27 protein-coding genes are annotated in these 16,671 nt (G+C 63.0%); 15 read left to right on the top strand and 12 right to left on the bottom strand.

The genetic code is table 11. The features are described from left to right. Window positions 1–59: 59 nt before the first annotated feature. From ACR0CU_RS17390 to ACR0CU_RS17370, 5 genes are all read right to left on the bottom strand, one after another. Window positions 60–620 (bottom strand): F0F1 ATP synthase subunit B, encoded by a 561-nt coding sequence (locus tag ACR0CU_RS17390; protein ID WP_093965218.1) that lies wholly within the window; start codon window positions 618–620, stop codon window positions 60–62. A gap of 5 nt (window positions 621–625) precedes the next feature. Then, a complete protein-coding gene (locus ACR0CU_RS17385) occupies window positions 626–1,177 on the bottom strand; it encodes a F0F1 ATP synthase subunit B' (protein WP_170343394.1) in 552 nt (183 codons plus the stop codon). Window positions 1,178–1,263: 86 nt separating this feature from the next. Continuing rightward, complete coding sequence (locus ACR0CU_RS17380) at window positions 1,264–1,488, bottom strand: F0F1 ATP synthase subunit C (RefSeq protein WP_005981269.1); 225 nt, start codon at window positions 1,486–1,488, stop codon at window positions 1,264–1,266. 69 nt (window positions 1,489–1,557) lie between these two features. Further along, window positions 1,558–2,313: a F0F1 ATP synthase subunit A gene (locus ACR0CU_RS17375; RefSeq protein WP_093965215.1), complete on the bottom strand. Its 756-nt coding sequence runs from the start codon at window positions 2,311–2,313 to the stop codon at window positions 1,558–1,560. 2 nt (window positions 2,314–2,315) lie between these two features. After that, window positions 2,316–2,648 carry an AtpZ/AtpI family protein gene (locus ACR0CU_RS17370; RefSeq protein WP_093965213.1) on the bottom strand — a complete coding sequence of 111 codons (333 nt, stop codon included), beginning with the start codon at window positions 2,646–2,648 and terminating at the stop codon, window positions 2,316–2,318. A gap of 231 nt (window positions 2,649–2,879) precedes the next feature. On the opposite strand from ACR0CU_RS17370, the gene ACR0CU_RS17365 reads away from it, so the two are divergent. After that, window positions 2,880–3,215 carry an ArsR/SmtB family transcription factor gene (locus ACR0CU_RS17365; RefSeq protein WP_170448918.1) on the top strand — a complete coding sequence of 112 codons (336 nt, stop codon included), beginning with the start codon at window positions 2,880–2,882 and terminating at the stop codon, window positions 3,213–3,215. Here ACR0CU_RS17365 and ACR0CU_RS17360 read toward each other — a convergent pair. The 4 genes from ACR0CU_RS17360 to ACR0CU_RS17345 all read right to left on the bottom strand — a co-directional run bounded on the left by ACR0CU_RS17360 (window position 3,212) and on the right by ACR0CU_RS17345 (window position 5,816). Continuing rightward, a complete protein-coding gene (locus ACR0CU_RS17360) occupies window positions 3,212–3,625 on the bottom strand; it encodes a universal stress protein (protein ID WP_170361483.1) in 414 nt (137 codons plus the stop codon). The genes ACR0CU_RS17365 and ACR0CU_RS17360 overlap by 4 nt on opposite strands. Before the next feature lie 74 nt (window positions 3,626–3,699). Then, on the bottom strand, window positions 3,700–3,969 hold the full coding sequence (locus ACR0CU_RS17355) for a hypothetical protein (RefSeq protein ID WP_170448852.1): 270 nt from the start codon (window positions 3,967–3,969) through the stop codon (window positions 3,700–3,702). Between the two features lie 57 nt (window positions 3,970–4,026). After that, on the bottom strand, window positions 4,027–4,941 hold the full coding sequence (locus ACR0CU_RS17350) for a DMT family transporter (RefSeq protein WP_170372685.1): 915 nt from the start codon (window positions 4,939–4,941) through the stop codon (window positions 4,027–4,029). Further along, window positions 4,938–5,816 carry a LysR family transcriptional regulator gene (locus ACR0CU_RS17345; RefSeq protein WP_170367906.1) on the bottom strand — a complete coding sequence of 293 codons (879 nt, stop codon included), beginning with the start codon at window positions 5,814–5,816 and terminating at the stop codon, window positions 4,938–4,940. Before ACR0CU_RS17345 ends, ACR0CU_RS17350 begins: the two co-directional genes overlap by 4 nt. Before the next feature lie 121 nt (window positions 5,817–5,937). On the opposite strand from ACR0CU_RS17345, the gene ACR0CU_RS17340 reads away from it, so the two are divergent. Then, the gene (locus tag ACR0CU_RS17340; protein ID WP_170366227.1) at window positions 5,938–6,519 is read left to right on the top strand and encodes an FMN-dependent NADH-azoreductase; all 582 of its coding nucleotides are present in this window, start codon (window positions 5,938–5,940) and stop codon (window positions 6,517–6,519) included. Window positions 6,520–6,592: 73 nt separating this feature from the next. Continuing rightward, window positions 6,593–7,333 (top strand): aspartate/glutamate racemase family protein, encoded by a 741-nt coding sequence (locus tag ACR0CU_RS17335; RefSeq protein WP_170448850.1) that lies wholly within the window; start codon window positions 6,593–6,595, stop codon window positions 7,331–7,333. Here the strand turns inward: ACR0CU_RS17335 and ACR0CU_RS17330 are convergent, their stop codons facing one another. After that, window positions 7,334–7,864, bottom strand: a complete 531-nt coding sequence (locus tag ACR0CU_RS17330; RefSeq protein WP_170448848.1) for a prolyl-tRNA synthetase associated domain-containing protein — start codon at window positions 7,862–7,864, stop codon at window positions 7,334–7,336. Between the two features lie 258 nt (window positions 7,865–8,122). On the opposite strand from ACR0CU_RS17330, the gene ffh reads away from it, so the two are divergent. From ffh to trmD, 10 genes are all read left to right on the top strand, one after another. Further along, window positions 8,123–9,631, top strand: a complete 1,509-nt coding sequence (gene ffh / locus ACR0CU_RS17325) for a signal recognition particle protein (RefSeq protein WP_170448846.1) — start codon at window positions 8,123–8,125, stop codon at window positions 9,629–9,631. Continuing rightward, window positions 9,632–10,240 (top strand): GNAT family N-acetyltransferase, encoded by a 609-nt coding sequence (locus ACR0CU_RS17320; RefSeq protein WP_367647610.1) that lies wholly within the window; start codon window positions 9,632–9,634, stop codon window positions 10,238–10,240. Then, window positions 10,237–10,788 carry a GNAT family N-acetyltransferase gene (locus ACR0CU_RS17315; protein ID WP_480643522.1) on the top strand — a complete coding sequence of 184 codons (552 nt, stop codon included), beginning with the start codon at window positions 10,237–10,239 and terminating at the stop codon, window positions 10,786–10,788. The genes ACR0CU_RS17320 and ACR0CU_RS17315 overlap by 4 nt, the downstream gene beginning before the upstream one ends. Next, the gene (locus ACR0CU_RS17310; protein ID WP_170448842.1) at window positions 10,785–11,081 is read left to right on the top strand and encodes a chorismate mutase; all 297 of its coding nucleotides are present in this window, start codon (window positions 10,785–10,787) and stop codon (window positions 11,079–11,081) included. The genes ACR0CU_RS17315 and ACR0CU_RS17310 overlap by 4 nt, the downstream gene beginning before the upstream one ends. Before the next feature lie 70 nt (window positions 11,082–11,151). Beyond that, the gene (gene rpsP, locus ACR0CU_RS17305) at window positions 11,152–11,547 is read left to right on the top strand and encodes a 30S ribosomal protein S16 (RefSeq protein ID WP_093965193.1); all 396 of its coding nucleotides are present in this window, start codon (window positions 11,152–11,154) and stop codon (window positions 11,545–11,547) included. 12 nt (window positions 11,548–11,559) lie between these two features. Further along, a complete protein-coding gene (bluB, locus tag ACR0CU_RS17300; protein WP_170448840.1) occupies window positions 11,560–12,195 on the top strand; it encodes a 5,6-dimethylbenzimidazole synthase in 636 nt (211 codons plus the stop codon). Window positions 12,196–12,201: 6 nt separating this feature from the next. Next, on the top strand, window positions 12,202–12,351 hold the full coding sequence (locus ACR0CU_RS17295; RefSeq protein ID WP_170372674.1) for a hypothetical protein: 150 nt from the start codon (window positions 12,202–12,204) through the stop codon (window positions 12,349–12,351). Then, window positions 12,344–12,847, top strand: a complete 504-nt coding sequence (gene rimM / locus ACR0CU_RS17290; protein WP_093965189.1) for a ribosome maturation factor RimM — start codon at window positions 12,344–12,346, stop codon at window positions 12,845–12,847. Before ACR0CU_RS17295 ends, rimM begins: the two co-directional genes overlap by 8 nt. Then, window positions 12,844–13,662 carry a hypothetical protein gene (locus ACR0CU_RS17285; protein WP_170448838.1) on the top strand — a complete coding sequence of 273 codons (819 nt, stop codon included), beginning with the start codon at window positions 12,844–12,846 and terminating at the stop codon, window positions 13,660–13,662. The genes rimM and ACR0CU_RS17285 overlap by 4 nt, the downstream gene beginning before the upstream one ends. Continuing rightward, entirely contained in the window at window positions 13,659–14,468 is an 810-nt protein-coding gene (gene trmD / locus ACR0CU_RS17280; RefSeq protein WP_170361458.1) for a tRNA (guanosine(37)-N1)-methyltransferase TrmD, read from the top strand. Before ACR0CU_RS17285 ends, trmD begins: the two co-directional genes overlap by 4 nt. Here the strand turns inward: trmD and ACR0CU_RS17275 are convergent. Further along, window positions 14,465–15,268, bottom strand: coding sequence for a glycoside hydrolase family 25 protein (locus ACR0CU_RS17275; protein WP_170448836.1), 804 nt, complete (start codon window positions 15,266–15,268; stop codon window positions 14,465–14,467). The two genes, trmD and ACR0CU_RS17275, sit on opposite strands and share 4 nt — an antisense overlap. Before the next feature lie 395 nt (window positions 15,269–15,663). On the opposite strand from ACR0CU_RS17275, the gene rplS reads away from it, so the two are divergent. Next, window positions 15,664–16,047, top strand: coding sequence for a 50S ribosomal protein L19 (rplS, locus tag ACR0CU_RS17270; RefSeq protein WP_093965183.1), 384 nt, complete (start codon window positions 15,664–15,666; stop codon window positions 16,045–16,047). 11 nt (window positions 16,048–16,058) lie between these two features. After that, window positions 16,059–16,280: a 50S ribosomal protein L31 gene (rpmE, locus tag ACR0CU_RS17265; protein ID WP_093965180.1), complete on the top strand. Its 222-nt coding sequence runs from the start codon at window positions 16,059–16,061 to the stop codon at window positions 16,278–16,280. 64 nt (window positions 16,281–16,344) lie between these two features. On the opposite strand, the gene ACR0CU_RS17260 is transcribed toward rpmE, so the two are convergent. After that, window positions 16,345–16,665, bottom strand: a complete 321-nt coding sequence (locus ACR0CU_RS17260; protein WP_170434882.1) for a Dabb family protein — start codon at window positions 16,663–16,665, stop codon at window positions 16,345–16,347. Between the last annotated feature and the right edge of the window lie 6 nt (window positions 16,666–16,671).

Genomic DNA, 16,671 nt, shown 5'->3' with positions numbered 1-16,671 from the left:
AACCCGAAAGCAGGTAGCTTTCGGGTTTTGGAAATTGAGATTGGCTCACGCCGAACAGCTCAGTGCAGCTTGTCACCGACCTCGGAGATCGCCGAGTCAATCAGCTTGTTGGCTTGCGCCGCAGTCATCTGCTTGGCCAGCACGGACTTGGCCGCCGCAACGGCCGCAGTAACAGCCTGGTCGCGCACTTCCTTCACCGCCGAGGCCTCGGCCGATGCGATTTGATCCTGTGCGGCAGCCAGGCGACGCGCGATGGATTTCTCCAGATCCGCCTTTGCCTGTTCGGCAGCCAGAACCGAATCTTCCTTCGCCGCGGCCACGATGGCTTCGGCCTGAGTCTGCACTTCGCGCTGCTTGCGCTCGTATGAGGCCAGCAGGCTGCGCGCTTCTTCATGCAGGGCACGGGCCTCGTCCAGCTCGGCCTTGATGCCTTCGGCGCGGTTGTCCAGCGCCCCGCCGATCATCGACGGAACCTTGAAATAGAACAGGACCGCGATGAACACGATGAAGCCCAGCGTCACGACGAAGTCGGTGTTCGCCAGCGAGAAGAACGGGCCGCTTGCGGCCAGCGCCGGGCTGGCGAAGCCTGCGGTCAGGATAAGAGCAAGTGTATTCCGCATGTCACTTATCCTTTCATCTGTGCGCTGACGGCACTGCTGATGGCTTTGGCATCCGCCTCGCCGCCCAGCGCAGTCACCAGTTCGGCCGCCGTATCGTTGGCAACCTGTTGAATGCTTTCCAGCGCTCCGGCACGGATTTCGGCAATTGCCTTCTCCGATTCTGCCGCCTTGGCCGCGATTTCCGCATCTGCCTTGGCAATCGCATCATCCAGGTCCGCCTGGATTTCGGCGCGCGCTTCGGCTGCGATCCGCTGAGCCTCGGCACGGGCATCGGCCAGCGCCTTGTTGTAGGCCTCTTCGGCCTCGACCGCCTTGGCCTTCAGGTCTTCGGCCGCAGCCAGGTCATTTGTAATGGTCCCCTGACGCTCGGCCAAGATCGCCGCGATGCGCGGCAGGGCCACGCGGGACAGGACCAGAAAGATGACGACCAGCGTAATGACCAGCCAGAAGATCTGGTTGGGGAACCAATCGAAGCAGAGCTGCGGCATCCCGATGGCCGAGCCATGGGAATCGACGCATTTGCCGACTGCTTCTGCAGCTATGGGTTCTGTCGCCATGATGTCCTCCGTCGGAACGTTGTCTTTACAACAGGTGGGCCGCTATGGCTTGGGCCCACCTGCGCGTAAGGATCAGGTTCCGCAGATTATACGGCGAACATCAGCAGCAGCGAGACCAGGAATGCGAAGATCCCCAGGGCTTCTGCGAATGCGATACCGATGAACAGGGTTGCGGTCTGCGAAGCAGCCGCCGAAGGGTTGCGCAGAGCGCCGGCCAGGAAGTTGCCGGCCACGTTGCCCACCCCGATTGCGGCCGCGCCGGAACCGATTGCTGCCAGGCCTGCGCCGATGTGTGCGAGATCGCCTTCCATGATGTATCTCCTTACGAATTGGAAGTTTCGATTTTGGGTTATCGTTCCTGTGCCGGGGTCACGCCCCGATCAGTGATGCGGATGCAGAGCGTCCTTCAGATAAACACAGGTCAGAATGGTGAATACGTAGGCCTGAATGAAGGCCACTAGGACCTCGAGACCGTACATCGCGGTGATCGCCAGAACGGACACGGGCGAGATCACGGCGACCGCGGCGAAGCCGGCGAAAACCTTGATCACGGCGTGGCCGGCCATGACGTTGCCCGCAAGACGAATGGAGTGGCTGACCGGGCGCACGAAGTACGAGATAAGCTCGATGATCGCCAGGATCGGGCGCAGCGCCAGCGGCGCGCTGGACACCCAGAACAGGCTGAGGAACCCGGCGCCATTCTTGACAAAGCCCAGAACGGTCACGGTCAGAAACACGGCCAGCGCCAGCGGAATGGTGACCGCGAAATGCGATGTCGTGGTAAACGAGGTCGGGATCAGGCCGAGGAAGTTCGCGGTGACGATGAACATGAACAGGGTCATGACATAGGGGAAGTATTTGACGCCTTCCTTGCCACAGATGTCTTCCAGCATCTTGTAGATGAAGCCGTAGGCCAGCTCGGCGATCGACTGCATGCGGGTCGGGACGATTGCGCGCTTCGAGGTGCTCAGCACCAGCAGGCCGATGATGGCCAGAACCGCGAAGAACAGCCACAGGGTCACGTTGGTGGGCGTGTACCAAGCCATCTCACCGCCGAAAAGCGGCTTGACGATGAACTGGTCCATCGGATGGAAAACCAGGCTGCTGCCTTCTGCTGCGGTGGTCTCGGTCGCCACGTTCAGTCCCTCTCGTCCTTCTCGGCCTGTGTCGAGGCCGCTTGTTTCTCTTGAGCTTCTTGCGCGCTGCGGAGCATGACCTTCACGCCCGCGACAAGGCCCAGCAATGTGAACAGCACCAGGAAGATCGGGATCGTCCCGAACAGGCTGTCCAGCCCGTACCCGATGCCAAATCCGATCCCCAGACCGGAAACCATCTCGATGACCATCCGCCAGGCCAGTTCGCCCCCGGATATGTCAGCGTCCGCACGAGGTTTCGGCGCTTTGGCCTTTTTTGCCGCGTCGATCTTGGCCTCAAGCTGCGTCAGGCGCTGCTTTGGGTCGTCATCGGTCACGGGCGTTTCCCTCGCACAGTCTTGGCGCAGTTGCTATGCGGCCTCGCGCGCAGAGTCAACGCTGTTGATGGCTCCAATTGACGCAGCTTAAACGTTTGTTTTCTAATGCATATTAAGGGGGCACGTTGTCTGCCGATCGGGTCACGGACAATCCATTCCGCTGGAAGCACCGGATTCCGCATATTCAACCAAATGGTTGACCAAACTTTCCCGCTGTGGTTCAGCGGGATCATGTCCGATGACCTCGATACCGTCTTTGCGGCCCTGGCCGACCCCACGCGGCGCGCCATTCTGGCGATGCTGCTCGAGGATGACATGGCCGTCACCGACGTGGCCGAGCCGTTCGAGATGTCACTGGCGGCGATCTCAAAACACTTGACGATCCTGACCCGGGCCGGGCTGATCAGCCAGGAAAAGCGCGGCCGGGTGAAATGGTGCAAGCTGGAACCCAACGCGTTGCGCGCGGCCTCGGTCTGGATGCAAGGGTTCGGGCAGTTCGAACCCGTGAATCTGGACGCGTTCGAGCGGTTCCTGGAAAACCAGCTTTCCGCGGGGGACGAGGTCTAGCGCACTACGAAGACCGACATGCTGGCATGTTTGGCCAGATATCCGGCATGACTGGACAGTATAAAGTCGGTAATCCGCGGCGCATGGGTGCCCACCACGATCAGGTCGGCACCGATCTCTTCAGCGGTGCGGGCCAGGTCACCATCCACTTCGACCGCCACATCCACCGAATGAATGTTGCGGAAATCAACTTGCGCTCCACTGGCTTGGGACAACTCGTCCGCCAGATCGGACAGATGGTCCTTGATCGCGGATTCGGTTTGCGTGGGGTCGCCGGGCTGATTGCTTGTCACGCTGACGATGGTTATCCGCGCCCCCTGCCACCGGGCGACTTGTGCCGCAACCTCGGCCGCCTTGCGCACTTCGGGTGGCAGATGCAGATCGACGGGAAACATTATGTGTTTGAACATCAGTCCCTCCTTTCACGCCGACAGCTTAGCGGGTTTGACACAACCGGCCCTTGATGTGGCTCAACCCAAGAGGATCAGCCTTGCTGGCTGTACTCGACCCCTGTGACCACGCCGCTGGGATCGGCGCGGCACAGCCAGGGTGCCTGAGCGCCGGCCACTGCGACTCGTGTGACGGTTCCCGCCGGTTCGGCAGTTGTCGACAGAGCCTGGACATCCGCGGGGCTCCGGTTTGCCTCAGCAGCCACCAATGCCTCGCAGCTGGCTTGAAGGGTTGAATTGTCTGCGGTGTCCTGCGTACATCCAAAAACCAGCATTAGCGTGGCCGAGGCAATCAATCTGTGCATGTTCCGATCCTTTCGGAGTTTGCCCCACCCTGCCACGAACGGGCGCTTTGGCAAAGGTCAGTCCGGCGCGGTTTGTTGCCGAGCCATCCCCAGGTCATCCCCTTTCAGCAGCAGCACAAGGGCAAGGATCGTCAGCCCGATCCCGACTAGAACCAGAAGGCCTGGCGCCGGCTGGCCCAGCGCGATCTGCCAGATGATCACCCAGCTGGGCGTCAAGTAGGTATAGGCCATGACCTTGGCCGACGGCAGCAGCAGCGTGGCGTACTGCAACAGAACGAAGGTGGCTGCGCTGGCGCAGATGGCGACGTAGAACAGGCCGATCCAGACGATCGCCGGCAGGTTGGCCCAGTCGGTCGCGCGGATGTCGGACCAGCCGAACACCGTCAGCACTGCGCACCCGGCCACCAGAGTGCCGAAGGTGAACACGACCGGCGGCTCGCCCCGGTTCAGCTTGCGCACCATGGGCGTATAGATCGCATGGGCCACGCAGCCCCAGAAATAGATGATTTCGCCCTGCCCGATCTCGAAGGCGCGAAAGGCCAGCCAATCGGCGCGGAACACCACCCACAGCGCGCCAACTGCGCCAACGCTCAACGCAAGAGCCATGTGCGGGGTGGTGATCTGGCGCAGCAACACCCACCCCGCCACCGCCGACAGGATCGGCGTCAGGGTGAACACCGCCGCCGCGCTGACCGGCGGCGCGGTTTTCAGCCCGTAGAACATCAGCACGAAATAGGCCGAGAACAGCCCGCCCAGCACCAGATACCGCCACGGCGCGCGCGCCGCGCTGCGCGGCAAACCGGTCGTCATCAGCGCCGCTATGCCGATCACCACGCCGGCAATCGCGAAGCGCGCGGCGTTTAACGCCGCCGGCGCGATCTCGTTGGCGATCATCGAACCCAGCGAGAAACTGCCCGCCACCAGCGCCGAGAACACCAGCATGGCCAAGTGGCCACGCGCCTGCGGGCTCATGGCAGCCAGTCCTTGGCCTGCTCCTTGAGGAATTTGAGAAAGGTCTGCACCTTGTTGGTGCGGTGCAGATCCACATGGGTTACCAGCCACAGATTGCCGGCCCATTCCGGCAGCGGCTCCATCACTTCCTGCAGCTGCGGATGGCGGGCGGCCTCCCACCGGGCCATGAAGCCGATCCCCGCCCCGGCCAGTACCGCCTCGGCCACGGTGAAGTTGTTGGAACAACGGAAGGTGATCGCCTCGGCCGGAACATTGGCGCGCAGCCAGCGTGAAAAGGGCGCGCGGCTGTTTTCATCATCCGCCCCGACGAAGGCGTGGTTGGGGAAATCCTCGACGCCCGCGGGCAGGCCGCGCCGCGCGATGTAGTCCTGACTGGCATAAAGCCCCACCTCTTGCGTCATGAAGGGCTGCACCACGTTGTCCGGCTGGTCGGGGGCCGCACCGGCGCGGATCGCCACATGCGCCTCGCCATATTCCAGGCGGAACAGGCGGTCGCCGGTAAGATAGCGCACGATCAGGTCGGGATGGTCCTGCTGGAACGCGGTCAAGGTGGGTACCACCAGCGGCGCCAGCGAGGCCAGCGAGGTCACCACCAACTCGCCCGAGACATCGTCTCCACGCCCCTTCAGCCGCCCGACCAGTTGGTTGAACTGATCCTCGGTGGCCTGGGCCACGCGCAGCAGATCTTCGCCCGCCTCGGTCGGGGTGTAGCCGCGCGCGTGGCGCTGGAACAGCTTGACCTTCAGCCGGGCCTCGATCGCGTCGATATGGCGGATCACCGTGGCGTGGTGCACCCCCAGAACCTCGGCCGCGCCGCTAACCGTGCCCATGCGCGCAACCTGATAGGCGGTGCGGACCTCGTCCCAATTGTCCATGACAAAACCAATTCTGTGCAATTTCCAACAATGTCTGTTGATTTATCCCAGTTTCGTTCGCTCACGCAATACTCATATTGGGCTCAGACGCAAAATCCGAACCCTGAGAAGGATCCACGCCATGACAAAGACCATCCTGCATATCGACGCCTCGGCCCGCCGCACCGGCTCGGCCACCCGCGACCTGTCGGCCCGCATCGTTCAACACCTGGGCGCCAGCCGCATCATCCGCCGCGACCTAGCCACACCCCTGCCCCTGCTGACCGAGGACTGGATCACCGCCAACTTCACCCCCGCCGATCAACGCGACGCGACCCAGCGCGACCTGCTGGCCCTGTCGGACGAGTTGGTCAAGGAACTGCAGCAGGCCGACACGGTGGTGATCGGACTGCCGATCTACAACTTCTCGGTCCCGGCCGCCTTCAAGGCCTGGATCGACCTGGTCGCCCGCGCGGGCCTGACGTTCTCATATACCGAGAATGGCCCCAAGGGCCTGCTGGAGGGCAAGCGCGCCATCCTCGCCATCGCTTCGGGTGGTACCGCAGTGGGGTCCGAGATCGACTTTGCAACCGGATACGCCCGCCATGTTCTGGGCTTCATCGGCATCCATGACGTGGATGTGGTGGCCGCTGACCGCATGGCGCTGGACCCGGAAGCAACTCTGAGCAACGCCCAGAAAGCCGTGGCCGAACTGGCCGCCTGATCCGGCCACTGGCCATCCCCGGTCAAACCGTCCAATCTGTCCCCGAGCGGGATCGGCAGATTGGACGGTTGTCATGAAGAAGATCGGAATTCTGGGCGGGGTCGGCTGGACGTCGACAATAGACTATTACCGCGCCATCGCCGAGGGCGCGGGGCGTCATTTTGCAGACCGTGGGCACGGATCACCGCTGCCTGTTCCTCCGATGACCATCGAGTCCGTCACCCAGGCCAAAACCCGCGCGCTGCGTGGAACCGCCGGCGACGAAGCAAGCTGGTCCGCGTTCGATGCCGTTTTCCGCGAAGCACTGCTGACGCTTGAGCAGGCGGGATGTGATTTTGGCATTATCGCCTCGAACACACCTCACGCCCGTTTGCATGCGATCCGGCAGGGCGTGACCATGCCGATCCTGAGTATCTTTGATGCAACCGCCGTGGCCACCAAAACGACAGGCGCCAAAAGCGCGCTGGTGCTGGGAACCTCGGTCACGATGCAAGCGCGCCACTATGCGGAACGGCTGGCGGCTGAAGGCATCACAGCCAATGACCGACTTCCCGAGGACCAGATCGCGGAAATGCAGGCCTTGATCGACACCGAGTTCTATGGCGGTGCCTCAGCCAATGCCCGCGGCGGTCTGCTGGCATTCTGCAACCGGCACGCCGCCCCAGGAACCGCGATCCTGCTGGCCTGCACGGAATTGCCGCTGGCCTTTCCCCAACATCTTGATGACCCGGTTTTCGAGGCCGACGGGCACCTGTTCGTCAACCCCTCGGCCGCCCATGTCGCCGCCGCGTTGAAAGAGGCGCTGAGCGATTGATCAGGGCAGCCAGGTGACCTCGCACCCGATCCGGTCGAAGAAGGCCATCAGGTCTTCGCGCGCCATGGCCACCGTCCGGTCGTTGACCAATGGATGCATATAGATCACGTCCGCGCGCTGCGCCGCGTCGTCCATGAAGAACCGCACATCGTTGCCCACGCCGTTGATCATCGCCAGCGGGCTGACCGCGCCGGGACGGATGCCAAGGTTCTGCATCAGCCGATCCGCCGACCCGAAGGACAGGTTGCCTACACCCAGTTCGGCGCCCAGCGCCTTGAGGTCGATCTCGCGGCTCTGTTCCAGCGTTACCAGGTAGTTCCGCTTTTTCTTGTCGCGCAGATACAGGTTCTTGAGCCGCAACGCGTTTTCGCCCGGCACCATGAACTGATCCTCGACCGCCTTCGACTCTTCGACCGTCCGCAGCGGGACGTGGCTGTGCAGGCGATAGGGCAGCCCCCAGTCGTCCAACTGCGCCAGCAAAGCGTCCGAACTGAGCGGCAATGAGTCCTGAAAGGCGGATGAGGCGTCCATGGTCTTCTCCCGAATATTGCGCCAGTGATGGCCGACGGGGCCACACGATGCAACCCGGCAGGCGCGGATGGTTGACTCAGGCAGCTAATGGGCCTAAACGCCAACGCAACATCCGGAAGCGTCTGTTCTTCCGGTCCCTTGAGTCGTTCAGGGATCGCCCCCCACCAGCGAGTTTCGCCCGTGGGGGCGTTTGTGCATTGACCCGTCCGCCCCTATCTATGGGGCGCCAACCGACAACCGGCAAAGGAGGCCGAAGGCATGTTTGAAAATCTATCCGAACGCCTCTCTGGCGTCTTTGACCGGCTGACCAAACAGGGCGCCCTGTCCGAGGAAGACGTCAAAACCGCCCTGCGCGAAGTACGCGTGGCGCTGCTCGAGGCCGACGTCTCGCTGCCAGTGGCGCGTGCGTTCGTCAAAAAGGTTCAGGAACAGGCGACCGGCCAGGCGGTGACCAAGTCAATCACGCCGGGCCAGCAGGTCGTCAAGATCGTGCACGACGCGCTGGTCGATACCCTGCGCGGCGAGGAAGACCCCGGCAAGCTGAAGATCGACAACCCGCCCGCGCCGATCCTGATGGTCGGCCTGCAGGGCTCGGGTAAGACGACGACCACCGGCAAGCTCGCCAAGCGCCTGAAAGAAAAAGAGGGCAAGAAGGTCCTGATGGCCTCGCTGGACGTTTACCGCCCGGCGGCGATGGACCAGCTGGCGGTGCTGGGCTCCCAGATCGGGGTGGACACCCTGCCGATCGTGCCGGGCCAGAAACCGGTGGACATCGCCAAGCGCGCCAAACAGCAGGCCACGCTGGGCGGCTATGACGTCTACATGCTCGACACAGCGGGCCGTCTGCACATCGACGAGGTCCTGATGGACGAGGTCGAGCAGGTCCGCAACGTGGTCGACCCGCGCGAGACCCTGCTGGTGGTTGACGGCCTGACCGGTCAGGTCGCCGTCGAAGTGGCCGAGGAGTTCGATGCCAAGGTCGGCATCTCGGGCGTGGTCCTGACCCGGATGGACGGTGACGGCCGCGGCGGCGCGGCGCTGTCGATGCGCGCAGTGACCGGCAAGCCCATCCGCTTCGTCGGTCTGGGCGAGAAGATGGATGCGCTGGAAACCTTCGAGCCCGACCGCATCGCGGGCCGGATCCTGGGCATGGGCGACATCGTCTCACTGGTCGAAAAAGCCCAGGAGACCATGGAGCTCGAGCAGACCGAGCGCATGATGAAGCGCATGATGAAGGGTCAGTTCAACATGAACGACCTGAAGATGCAGCTGGAACAGATGATCCAGATGGGCGGCATGCAGGGCATGATGGGCATGATGCCGGGCATGGGCAAGATGGCCAAGCAGATGGATCAGGCCGGGCTGGACGACCGGATCCTGCGCCAGCAGATCGCCATGATCCAGTCGATGACCAAGAAGGAACGCGCCAACCCCGCGCTGCTGCAGGCCAGCCGCAAGAAACGCATCGCGGCCGGTTCGGGCATGGAGGTCAGCGACATCAACAAGCTGCTCAAGATGCACCGGCAGATGTCGGACATGATGAAGAAGATGGGGAAGATGGGCAAAGGCAAGATGCTGAAACAGGCCATGAAAGGCATGTTCGGCAAAGGCGGCCCCTCGCCCGAAGAAATGGCCGCGAGCATGGACCCCAAGGCGCTGGAAGCCGCGGCCAAGGCAATGGGCGGCAAGATGCCCGGCGGCATGCCCGGCATGGGCGGCGGCATGGCCCTGCCCCCCGGCCTGAGCGGATTCGGAAAGAAAAAGTAAGTGACTGCGCCCGTCGCATATCCCTGGGAGGCTCCGGCCACCGGCCCCACTGCCGCGCTGTGTTCGCGGCTGGCTGCGGACTTGCCGCGGCTGGAGACCGCGCGGCTGGTGCTGCGCGCGCCGCGGCTCGGGGATTTCGACACCTATGCCGACATCCTGATGTCGGACCGTGCCAAACACATGGACGGCCCGTTTGACCGGCAGGCGGCTTGGCTGGATTTCTCGCAATACGTCGCGGGCTGGCTGCTGCGCGGGGCGGGAATGTGGGCCATCGAGGACCGCGCGGGCGGTCAGGTTCTGGGCTTCGTGACGATCGGCATGGAATTCGGTGACCGCGAACACGAGCTGGGCTATCTGCTGACCGAAGCCGCCGAAGGGCGTGGCATCGCAACCGAGGCAGCCGAAGCCGCCCGCGACTTTGCGCTGGGGCCGCAGGCCCTGCCGTCACTGGTCAGCTATGTGGACCCCGACAACGCAGCCTCGGCCCGCGTGGCCGAGCGCCTGGGCGCCCAGCGCGACCTGCAGGCCGAGGCCGGGTTCGACCAGTCGGTTCTGGTCTATCGCCATCTGCCCGGCGACAGCGATGGCGGGATGGAGGCCTACGCATGACGACCTTCACCATCCCGACCCTTGAGACCGAGCGCCTGATCCTTCGGTCACCGCATCCGGACGACCTACCGGCCATGACGGCCTTCTACGCGACCGAGCGCAGCCATATGGTGGGCGGACCCAGGGATGCGGCGGGCTGCTGGAACGGACTGGCGAACCGGCTTGGCCACTGGGCGCTGCGCGGCTATGGCATGTGGCACCTGACCGAAAAGGCCAGCGGTACTTTCGTGGGCTGGACCGGCATGATCTATGTGCCGGGCTGGGACGAACCCGAGCTGGGCTGGACCCTGATGGAACAGGCCGAGGGCAAGGGCCTGGGCTTCGAGGCCGCGCAGGCCGCCCGCGACCATGCGGCGCGCCATCAGGGGCTGAACGGCGTCATCAGCTACATCGCCCACGCCAATGACCGCTCGCGCGCCCTGGCCCAGCGCCTCGGCGCCACCTACGAGCGCGAGGGCGAAGTGCTGGGCAAGTCCGCACAGATCTGGCGGCACCCGAAACTCGACACGTCAACGACCGATCTGACCACCGAAAGGACCGGCCAATGAACAATCCCGTGACGCGGGCCGCGGCCTTGCTGAAACACCACCGCGAAAGTATCGACCGGCTGGATGCGATCCTGGTCTATACGCTGGCCGAGCGGTTCAAGCACACGCAGGCCGTTGGCAAGCTCAAGGCCGAACACGAACTTCCCCCGTCCGATCCCTCGCGCGAGGCCGCGCAGATCGCACGGCTCGAAGACCTGGCGAAAGAGGCGGATCTGGACCCCGATTTTGCCAAGGCTTTCCTGAATTTCATCATTCAGGAAGTCATCCGACACCACAAGAAACACCAGAAGTGAACCAGAGGTTCAACAAACACCAGAAATAGCCGGAGCAATCCGGCCAACGCCATCCAAAGGAGATACCACAATGGCAATGAAAATTCGTCTGGCCCGTGGCGGCTCGAAAAAGCGCCCCTTCTACCGCATCGTTGCAGCGGACAGCCGCATGCCGCGTGACGGCCGCTTCATCGAGAAGCTGGGCACCTACAACCCGCTGCTGCCGAAAGACAGCGAAGAGCGCGTGAAGATGAACATGGAGCGCATCCAGTACTGGCTGGACCAGGGCGCGCAGCCGACCGACCGGATCGCCCGCATGCTGGAAGCCGCCGGCGCCAAGGAGAAAGCCGAGCGCAACAACCCTCAGAAGGGCACCCCGGGCAAAAAAGCCCAGGAGCGCGCCGAAGAGAAAGCCGCCAAGGCTGCTGAAGCCGCAGAGGCTGCTGCCGCTCCGGCCGAAGAAGAAGCTGCTGCTGCAGAAGAGTAAACAGGCGGGCGCGTGCAGGATCAGGCTTTCACCGAAGATTTCCGCACGCAGTTCGATCTGTTGATGCGGCTCCGGCGCGATGTACGCCGGTTCCGCACAGACGCGGTGGACGAGGCAGTGCTGACGCACTGCCTCGACGCGTTTCAGCTGGCCCCTTCGGTGGGACTGAGCGAACCGTGGCGCGTGATCCGCGTCGAAAGCCCTGCGGCCCGGACCGCGGCGCTGGAGAACTTCAAGGCGGCCAATGACGCGGCGCTGGCGGGCTACTCCGGTGACAGAGCGCAGTTGTACAGCCAGCTGAAACTGTCGGGCATGCAGGAGGCGCCGGTGCAGCTGGCGGTCTTCTGCGATGACGCCACCGACAAGGGCCAGGGGCTGGGCGCAGGCACCATGCCAGAGATGCGCCGCTATTCGGTGGTCTCGGCCGTCACTTTGTTCTGGCTGGCGCTGCGCGCGCATGGCCTGGGACTGGGCTGGGTCTCGATCCTCGATCCCGACCGGCTGGCCCGCGACCTGTCGGTGCCCGAGGGCTGGCGGCTGATCGGCTATTTCTGCGTGGGCTGGCCCGAGGAAAGCTCGGACACGCCCGAACTGGAAACCCATGGCTGGGAGTGCCGCCGCGGCAGCCTGCCGGTGGAAACGCGGTAGGGTGGCATGTTTGGTTTGATACGCCTTCCCATCCTGCTGCTGATCGCCTTTATTGTGGGCGTGTTCTTTGAGCGCAACAATCAACGCGAAGCCTGCGACGAAATCGGTGTCTGGGAAAGTGGAATATGCGTGACAACGGAAATGCCCAATGACTGATCTGATCTGTGTCGGCAGCATCGCCGGGTCCTTCGGCGTACGCGGCGAGGTCCGCCTGAAAAGCTATTGCGCGGTACCCGAGGATATCGAGACCTACTCCCCTCTGACCGACGAGAGTGGCGCCCAGCGCTATCCGCTGATCATCACACGCGCGATCAAGAACGGATTTGCCGCGCGTCTGGGCGGGGTCGAAACCAAGGAACAGGCGGACGCCCTGAAGGGGCTGCGCCTTTATGCCCGGCGCGAGCAGTTGCCATCGCTGCCGGATGACGAATTCTATCACGCCGACCTTTTGGGGCTTGAAGTCTATGACACCGGCGGAACCCTGCTGGGGCGGGTCAAATCGGTGCAGAACCACGGCGCCGACGACCTGCTCGAACTGCACGGACCGGGACTGAAATCCACTGTATTTCTGCCATTCACCAAAGCGGCCGTACCCACGGTTGACCTTGAGGCCGGGCGTATCGTCGCCGACCCTCCCGAGGGCCTGCTGTGACGCGGCGCATCTTGCTGCATCTGGGCCTTCACAAAACCGGCACGACTGCCGCGCAATCCTTTCTGTTCGAGAACCGAACGTTGATCTGGCCGCGCCACGCATTGGTTCTGCCCTATGTCACCCGCAAATCCGGGTTATCCGAAGCCGCCACGCGCCATTCGCTGTATGGGACATTCGGTACGCTGTCCGAATTCGGCAATCGCTGGCGCGAACTTCTGGCGACGCTGGATTTCGGGGAAAAGCGCGGGCTGATCCTGAGTGAGGAGAACTTCTCGGGGCTTCGCCCCAGCCGCAATCTGGTTGTGGGATACGCCGAAGCCCCTGATCTGGCCGCCTGCCTGGTCGATACGCTGCGCAACCGGCTGGTCGGGTCGGAACTGGACATCACCGTATATCTCTCGCTGCGCCAGCGCGGCAGTTGGATCCGCAGTCTCTGGGCCCATGATCTTCAGCGCACGCGGCTAGTGCAGGATTTCGACACGTTCCGCGAGAGGCTCGAAGAGCTCCCTTCACTGCAGCAGACTGCGGACGCCGTTCGTGATCGGCTGCCCTCGGTTCGAGTGCAGACCGAATGGCTGGAAGACCTGCGTGAGCATAGCTTTGGCCCCGGCACACCTTTTGCCGAGTTCCTGGATCTGCCGCCCGAAAAGGCCGCCCTGCTGGTCAAGCCCACTCGGTCAAACCCGGCATTGCCGCAAGAAGCGCTGTCCGAAATGCTCGAGTTGAACCGATCGGGGCTGGACGAGGCGGCGCTGGTCCGACAGAAAGCCCGCATCGTCGAACGCGCTCAAAACAGTCTGACCACGAACACATGACGGACAAACCTGCAAAGTCATATGGCCGCAAGGCTATTCGCCCCACGCTGAAACCGCGTGAGCTGCTGACGCCCACGCCGGACCTGCATGGCGTGTGGAAGGCCAAGGTGATCACGCTGTTCCCATCTGCCTTTCCCGGCGTCTTGGGCGAAAGCCTGACCGGCAAGGCGCTGCAGGAGGGGCTGTGGCAACTGGAAACGGTCGATCTGCGGCAGTTCGGTGTCGGCAAGCATCGCAATGTCGACGACACGCCCGCAGGCGGCGGTGCCGGCATGGTGTTGCGGCCGGATGTACTGGGGGCCGCCATTGATCACACTATGGATGGGGTACAGGGCAACTGGCCGCTGATCTACCTCAGCCCGCGCGGGCGCCGGATGGATCAGCGCATGATGCAGAACTTGGCCCGTTGCGATGGCATGACCCTGTTGTGTGGCCGCTTTGAAGGCGTTGATGAACGGGTTTTAGAGCACTACGGCATCCAGGAAGTCTCGCTGGGCGATTTCGTCATGACCGGAGGCGAGATTGCCGCGCAGGCGCTGATCGACGCCACCGTGCGACTGCTGCCCGGGGTTCTGGGAAATCAGGCCTCGACCGAGGAAGAGAGCTTTTCGTCCGGCTTGCTGGAACACCCGCAATACACTCGGCCGGCCGAGTGGAACGGGCGCGAGATCCCTCCGATCCTGATGTCCGGACATCATGGGCGCATCGCCGAATGGCGTCACCAGATGGCGGAAGAGATTACCCGCACGCGCCGCCCGGACCTGTGGGATGCCTACCTGAAGGCGCGCGGGGAAACCGACGACTAGGGTGCGCCCGCCTTCCATCGCGCCCAGATATCAGGCGAGCCGTTGAAGGCGTTGATGTCCACCCGCCCCTGCACGCCGGGAACCAACCCGGTGCCCGTGTACTGCCAGAACCGCCAGACTGCCTTGGGATAGACGTTGCGCGGATGCCCTGCGACCGAGCGCAGCCAGAACTCGGTCTTTGGCAGACGTCCGATACCTGTGTCCTCGTAGAAATCGACCGTGGTGTAGACGATCGGCCGACGGCCGTAATGTCGCTCCAATATGTCGAGGAACCTTTCCGCCTCGGCCCGCACCGTTTTGCCATCGGGGCGCAGGGTGCAGGTCTTGGAATGGGGGGTCCATTCCATGTCCAGCACATGCGGCAGGTCGGCCCCTCGGGGAACGTTGCGAATGAACCAACGGGCCTGTTCGGCCGCGGGGCGGCAGAAGTAGTAATAGTGATATGCACCCCACGGAACCCCCGCCGCCCGGGCGCCCTGACTGTGATCCTGGAACATCGGATCGGCCACGTCGCCCCCTTCGGTCGCCTTAATGAACACGAAACTGACCCCCGAGGCCTTGGCCTGACGCCAGTCGATCGGTCCCTGCCAGCGCGAGACGTCGAGCCCATGCACGGGATAGTGCTCGGGCCGCCGCCGCTCCCAGTCATGCGGGTCGGCATCCGCAAAGGCTGGGTACAGAACCGAAGGTCCGGAAAGTCCCGCGACCACCGGTTGGTCTAAGATTTGGGGCGCCGGCGCACGACGCCCGCAAGACATCAGTGCCAGCGCAATAACCACGCAGAAAATCGCTTTGCTCATCGTGTTGCTCTGCCTCTAAACCTGCCCTCAAATTATGACCCAGAATGCCCGATCCCCGGCACAAGGCAACGCCGCGGTACGGGTGACGGCGGATTCCCACCAAATCCACCGCGATTTGGCCTGAAAACCGGCGATTTGGGCTTGATATGCTCGTCCGACTTCCCTAAACGGGCGCAATCCGGTGCCGCCTTTGGGGCGACTCCGGTGTTTTGGGTTGATCGCAGGAACGCACCTGCCCTTCTTCGGATCAGGGAAGCTGTGGAATAACCCGGACCAAAAGGAACATTCGACCTGACCTCTGGCGGGCTGCAGATCGCGGGACCCGGAGAAGACCAAGAGCTCTCAGATCGTGCCCAACTTCGTGGACCAACCACGAGCAGATAGGAGTAACTGCGATGGACCTGATCGCACAGCTTGAGGCGGAACAGATTGCCGCCCTGGGGAAAGACATCCCCGACTTCAAAGCCGGTGACACCATCCGTGTCGGCTACAAGGTGACCGAAGGCTCGCGCACCCGTGTGCAGAACTACGAAGGCGTCTGCATCGCGCGCAAAAACGGCGACGGCATCGCCGGATCGTTCACCGTTCGCAAGATTTCGTTTGGCGAAGGCGTGGAGCGTGTGTTCCCGCTGTATTCGACCAACATCGACAGCATCACCGTTGTCCGTCGTGGCCGCGTCCGTCGCGCCAAACTGTACTATCTGCGTACCCGTCGCGGTAAATCCGCCCGTATCGCAGAAGTCACCAACTACAAGCCCAAGGCTGGCGCCGAGGCGTAAGGAACGGAAAGATGAAAAAAGACATCCATCCCGACTACCACATGATCGACGTCAAACTGACCGACGGCACCGTGATCCAGATGAAATCGACCTGGGGTGCCGAAGGCGATCAGCTGGCCCTGGAAATCGACCCCTCCTCGCATCCTGCGTGGACCGGTGGCTCGTCGCGCCTGATGGACGCCGGCGGTCGCGTGTCGAAGTTCAAGAAGAAGTACGAAGGCCTGGGTTTCTGAACCAGCGCCTTTGCGGAAATTCCAAGGCCGTCCCCCAGGGGGCGGCCTTTTTCGTTGGCCGCTTCTATTGCGCGTCCGGCACGTCTAGGTCAAAGACGATGATCCCGTCGGCACCATTCTGACACAGATCACACAGCTGACCGCCCAACCGGCGGTGTGTCGGGTGTTCGGCGTAAGCCTGCACGGCGGGTCGATCCGCAAAGCGGATCACGAACCCATCGCGATAGTCCTGCGACTTTCCTTCGAAATCGAGATTGGGTCCGCTTTCAAAAGCCAAGGCCCCGTCCAGATCAGCGCATAGCTCGGCCAAGCCTGTCAGAACGGCGCGACGCGCGTCCTGCGGTGCATCTGATCGGAATGTGAAGAACACGCAGTGCAAAATCATGATGTC

Source organism: Ruegeria sp. BC2 (assembly GCF_056539245.1).
Note: the sequence above shows the minus strand (reverse complement) of the source record. Positions and strands in the feature narration are given on the sequence as shown.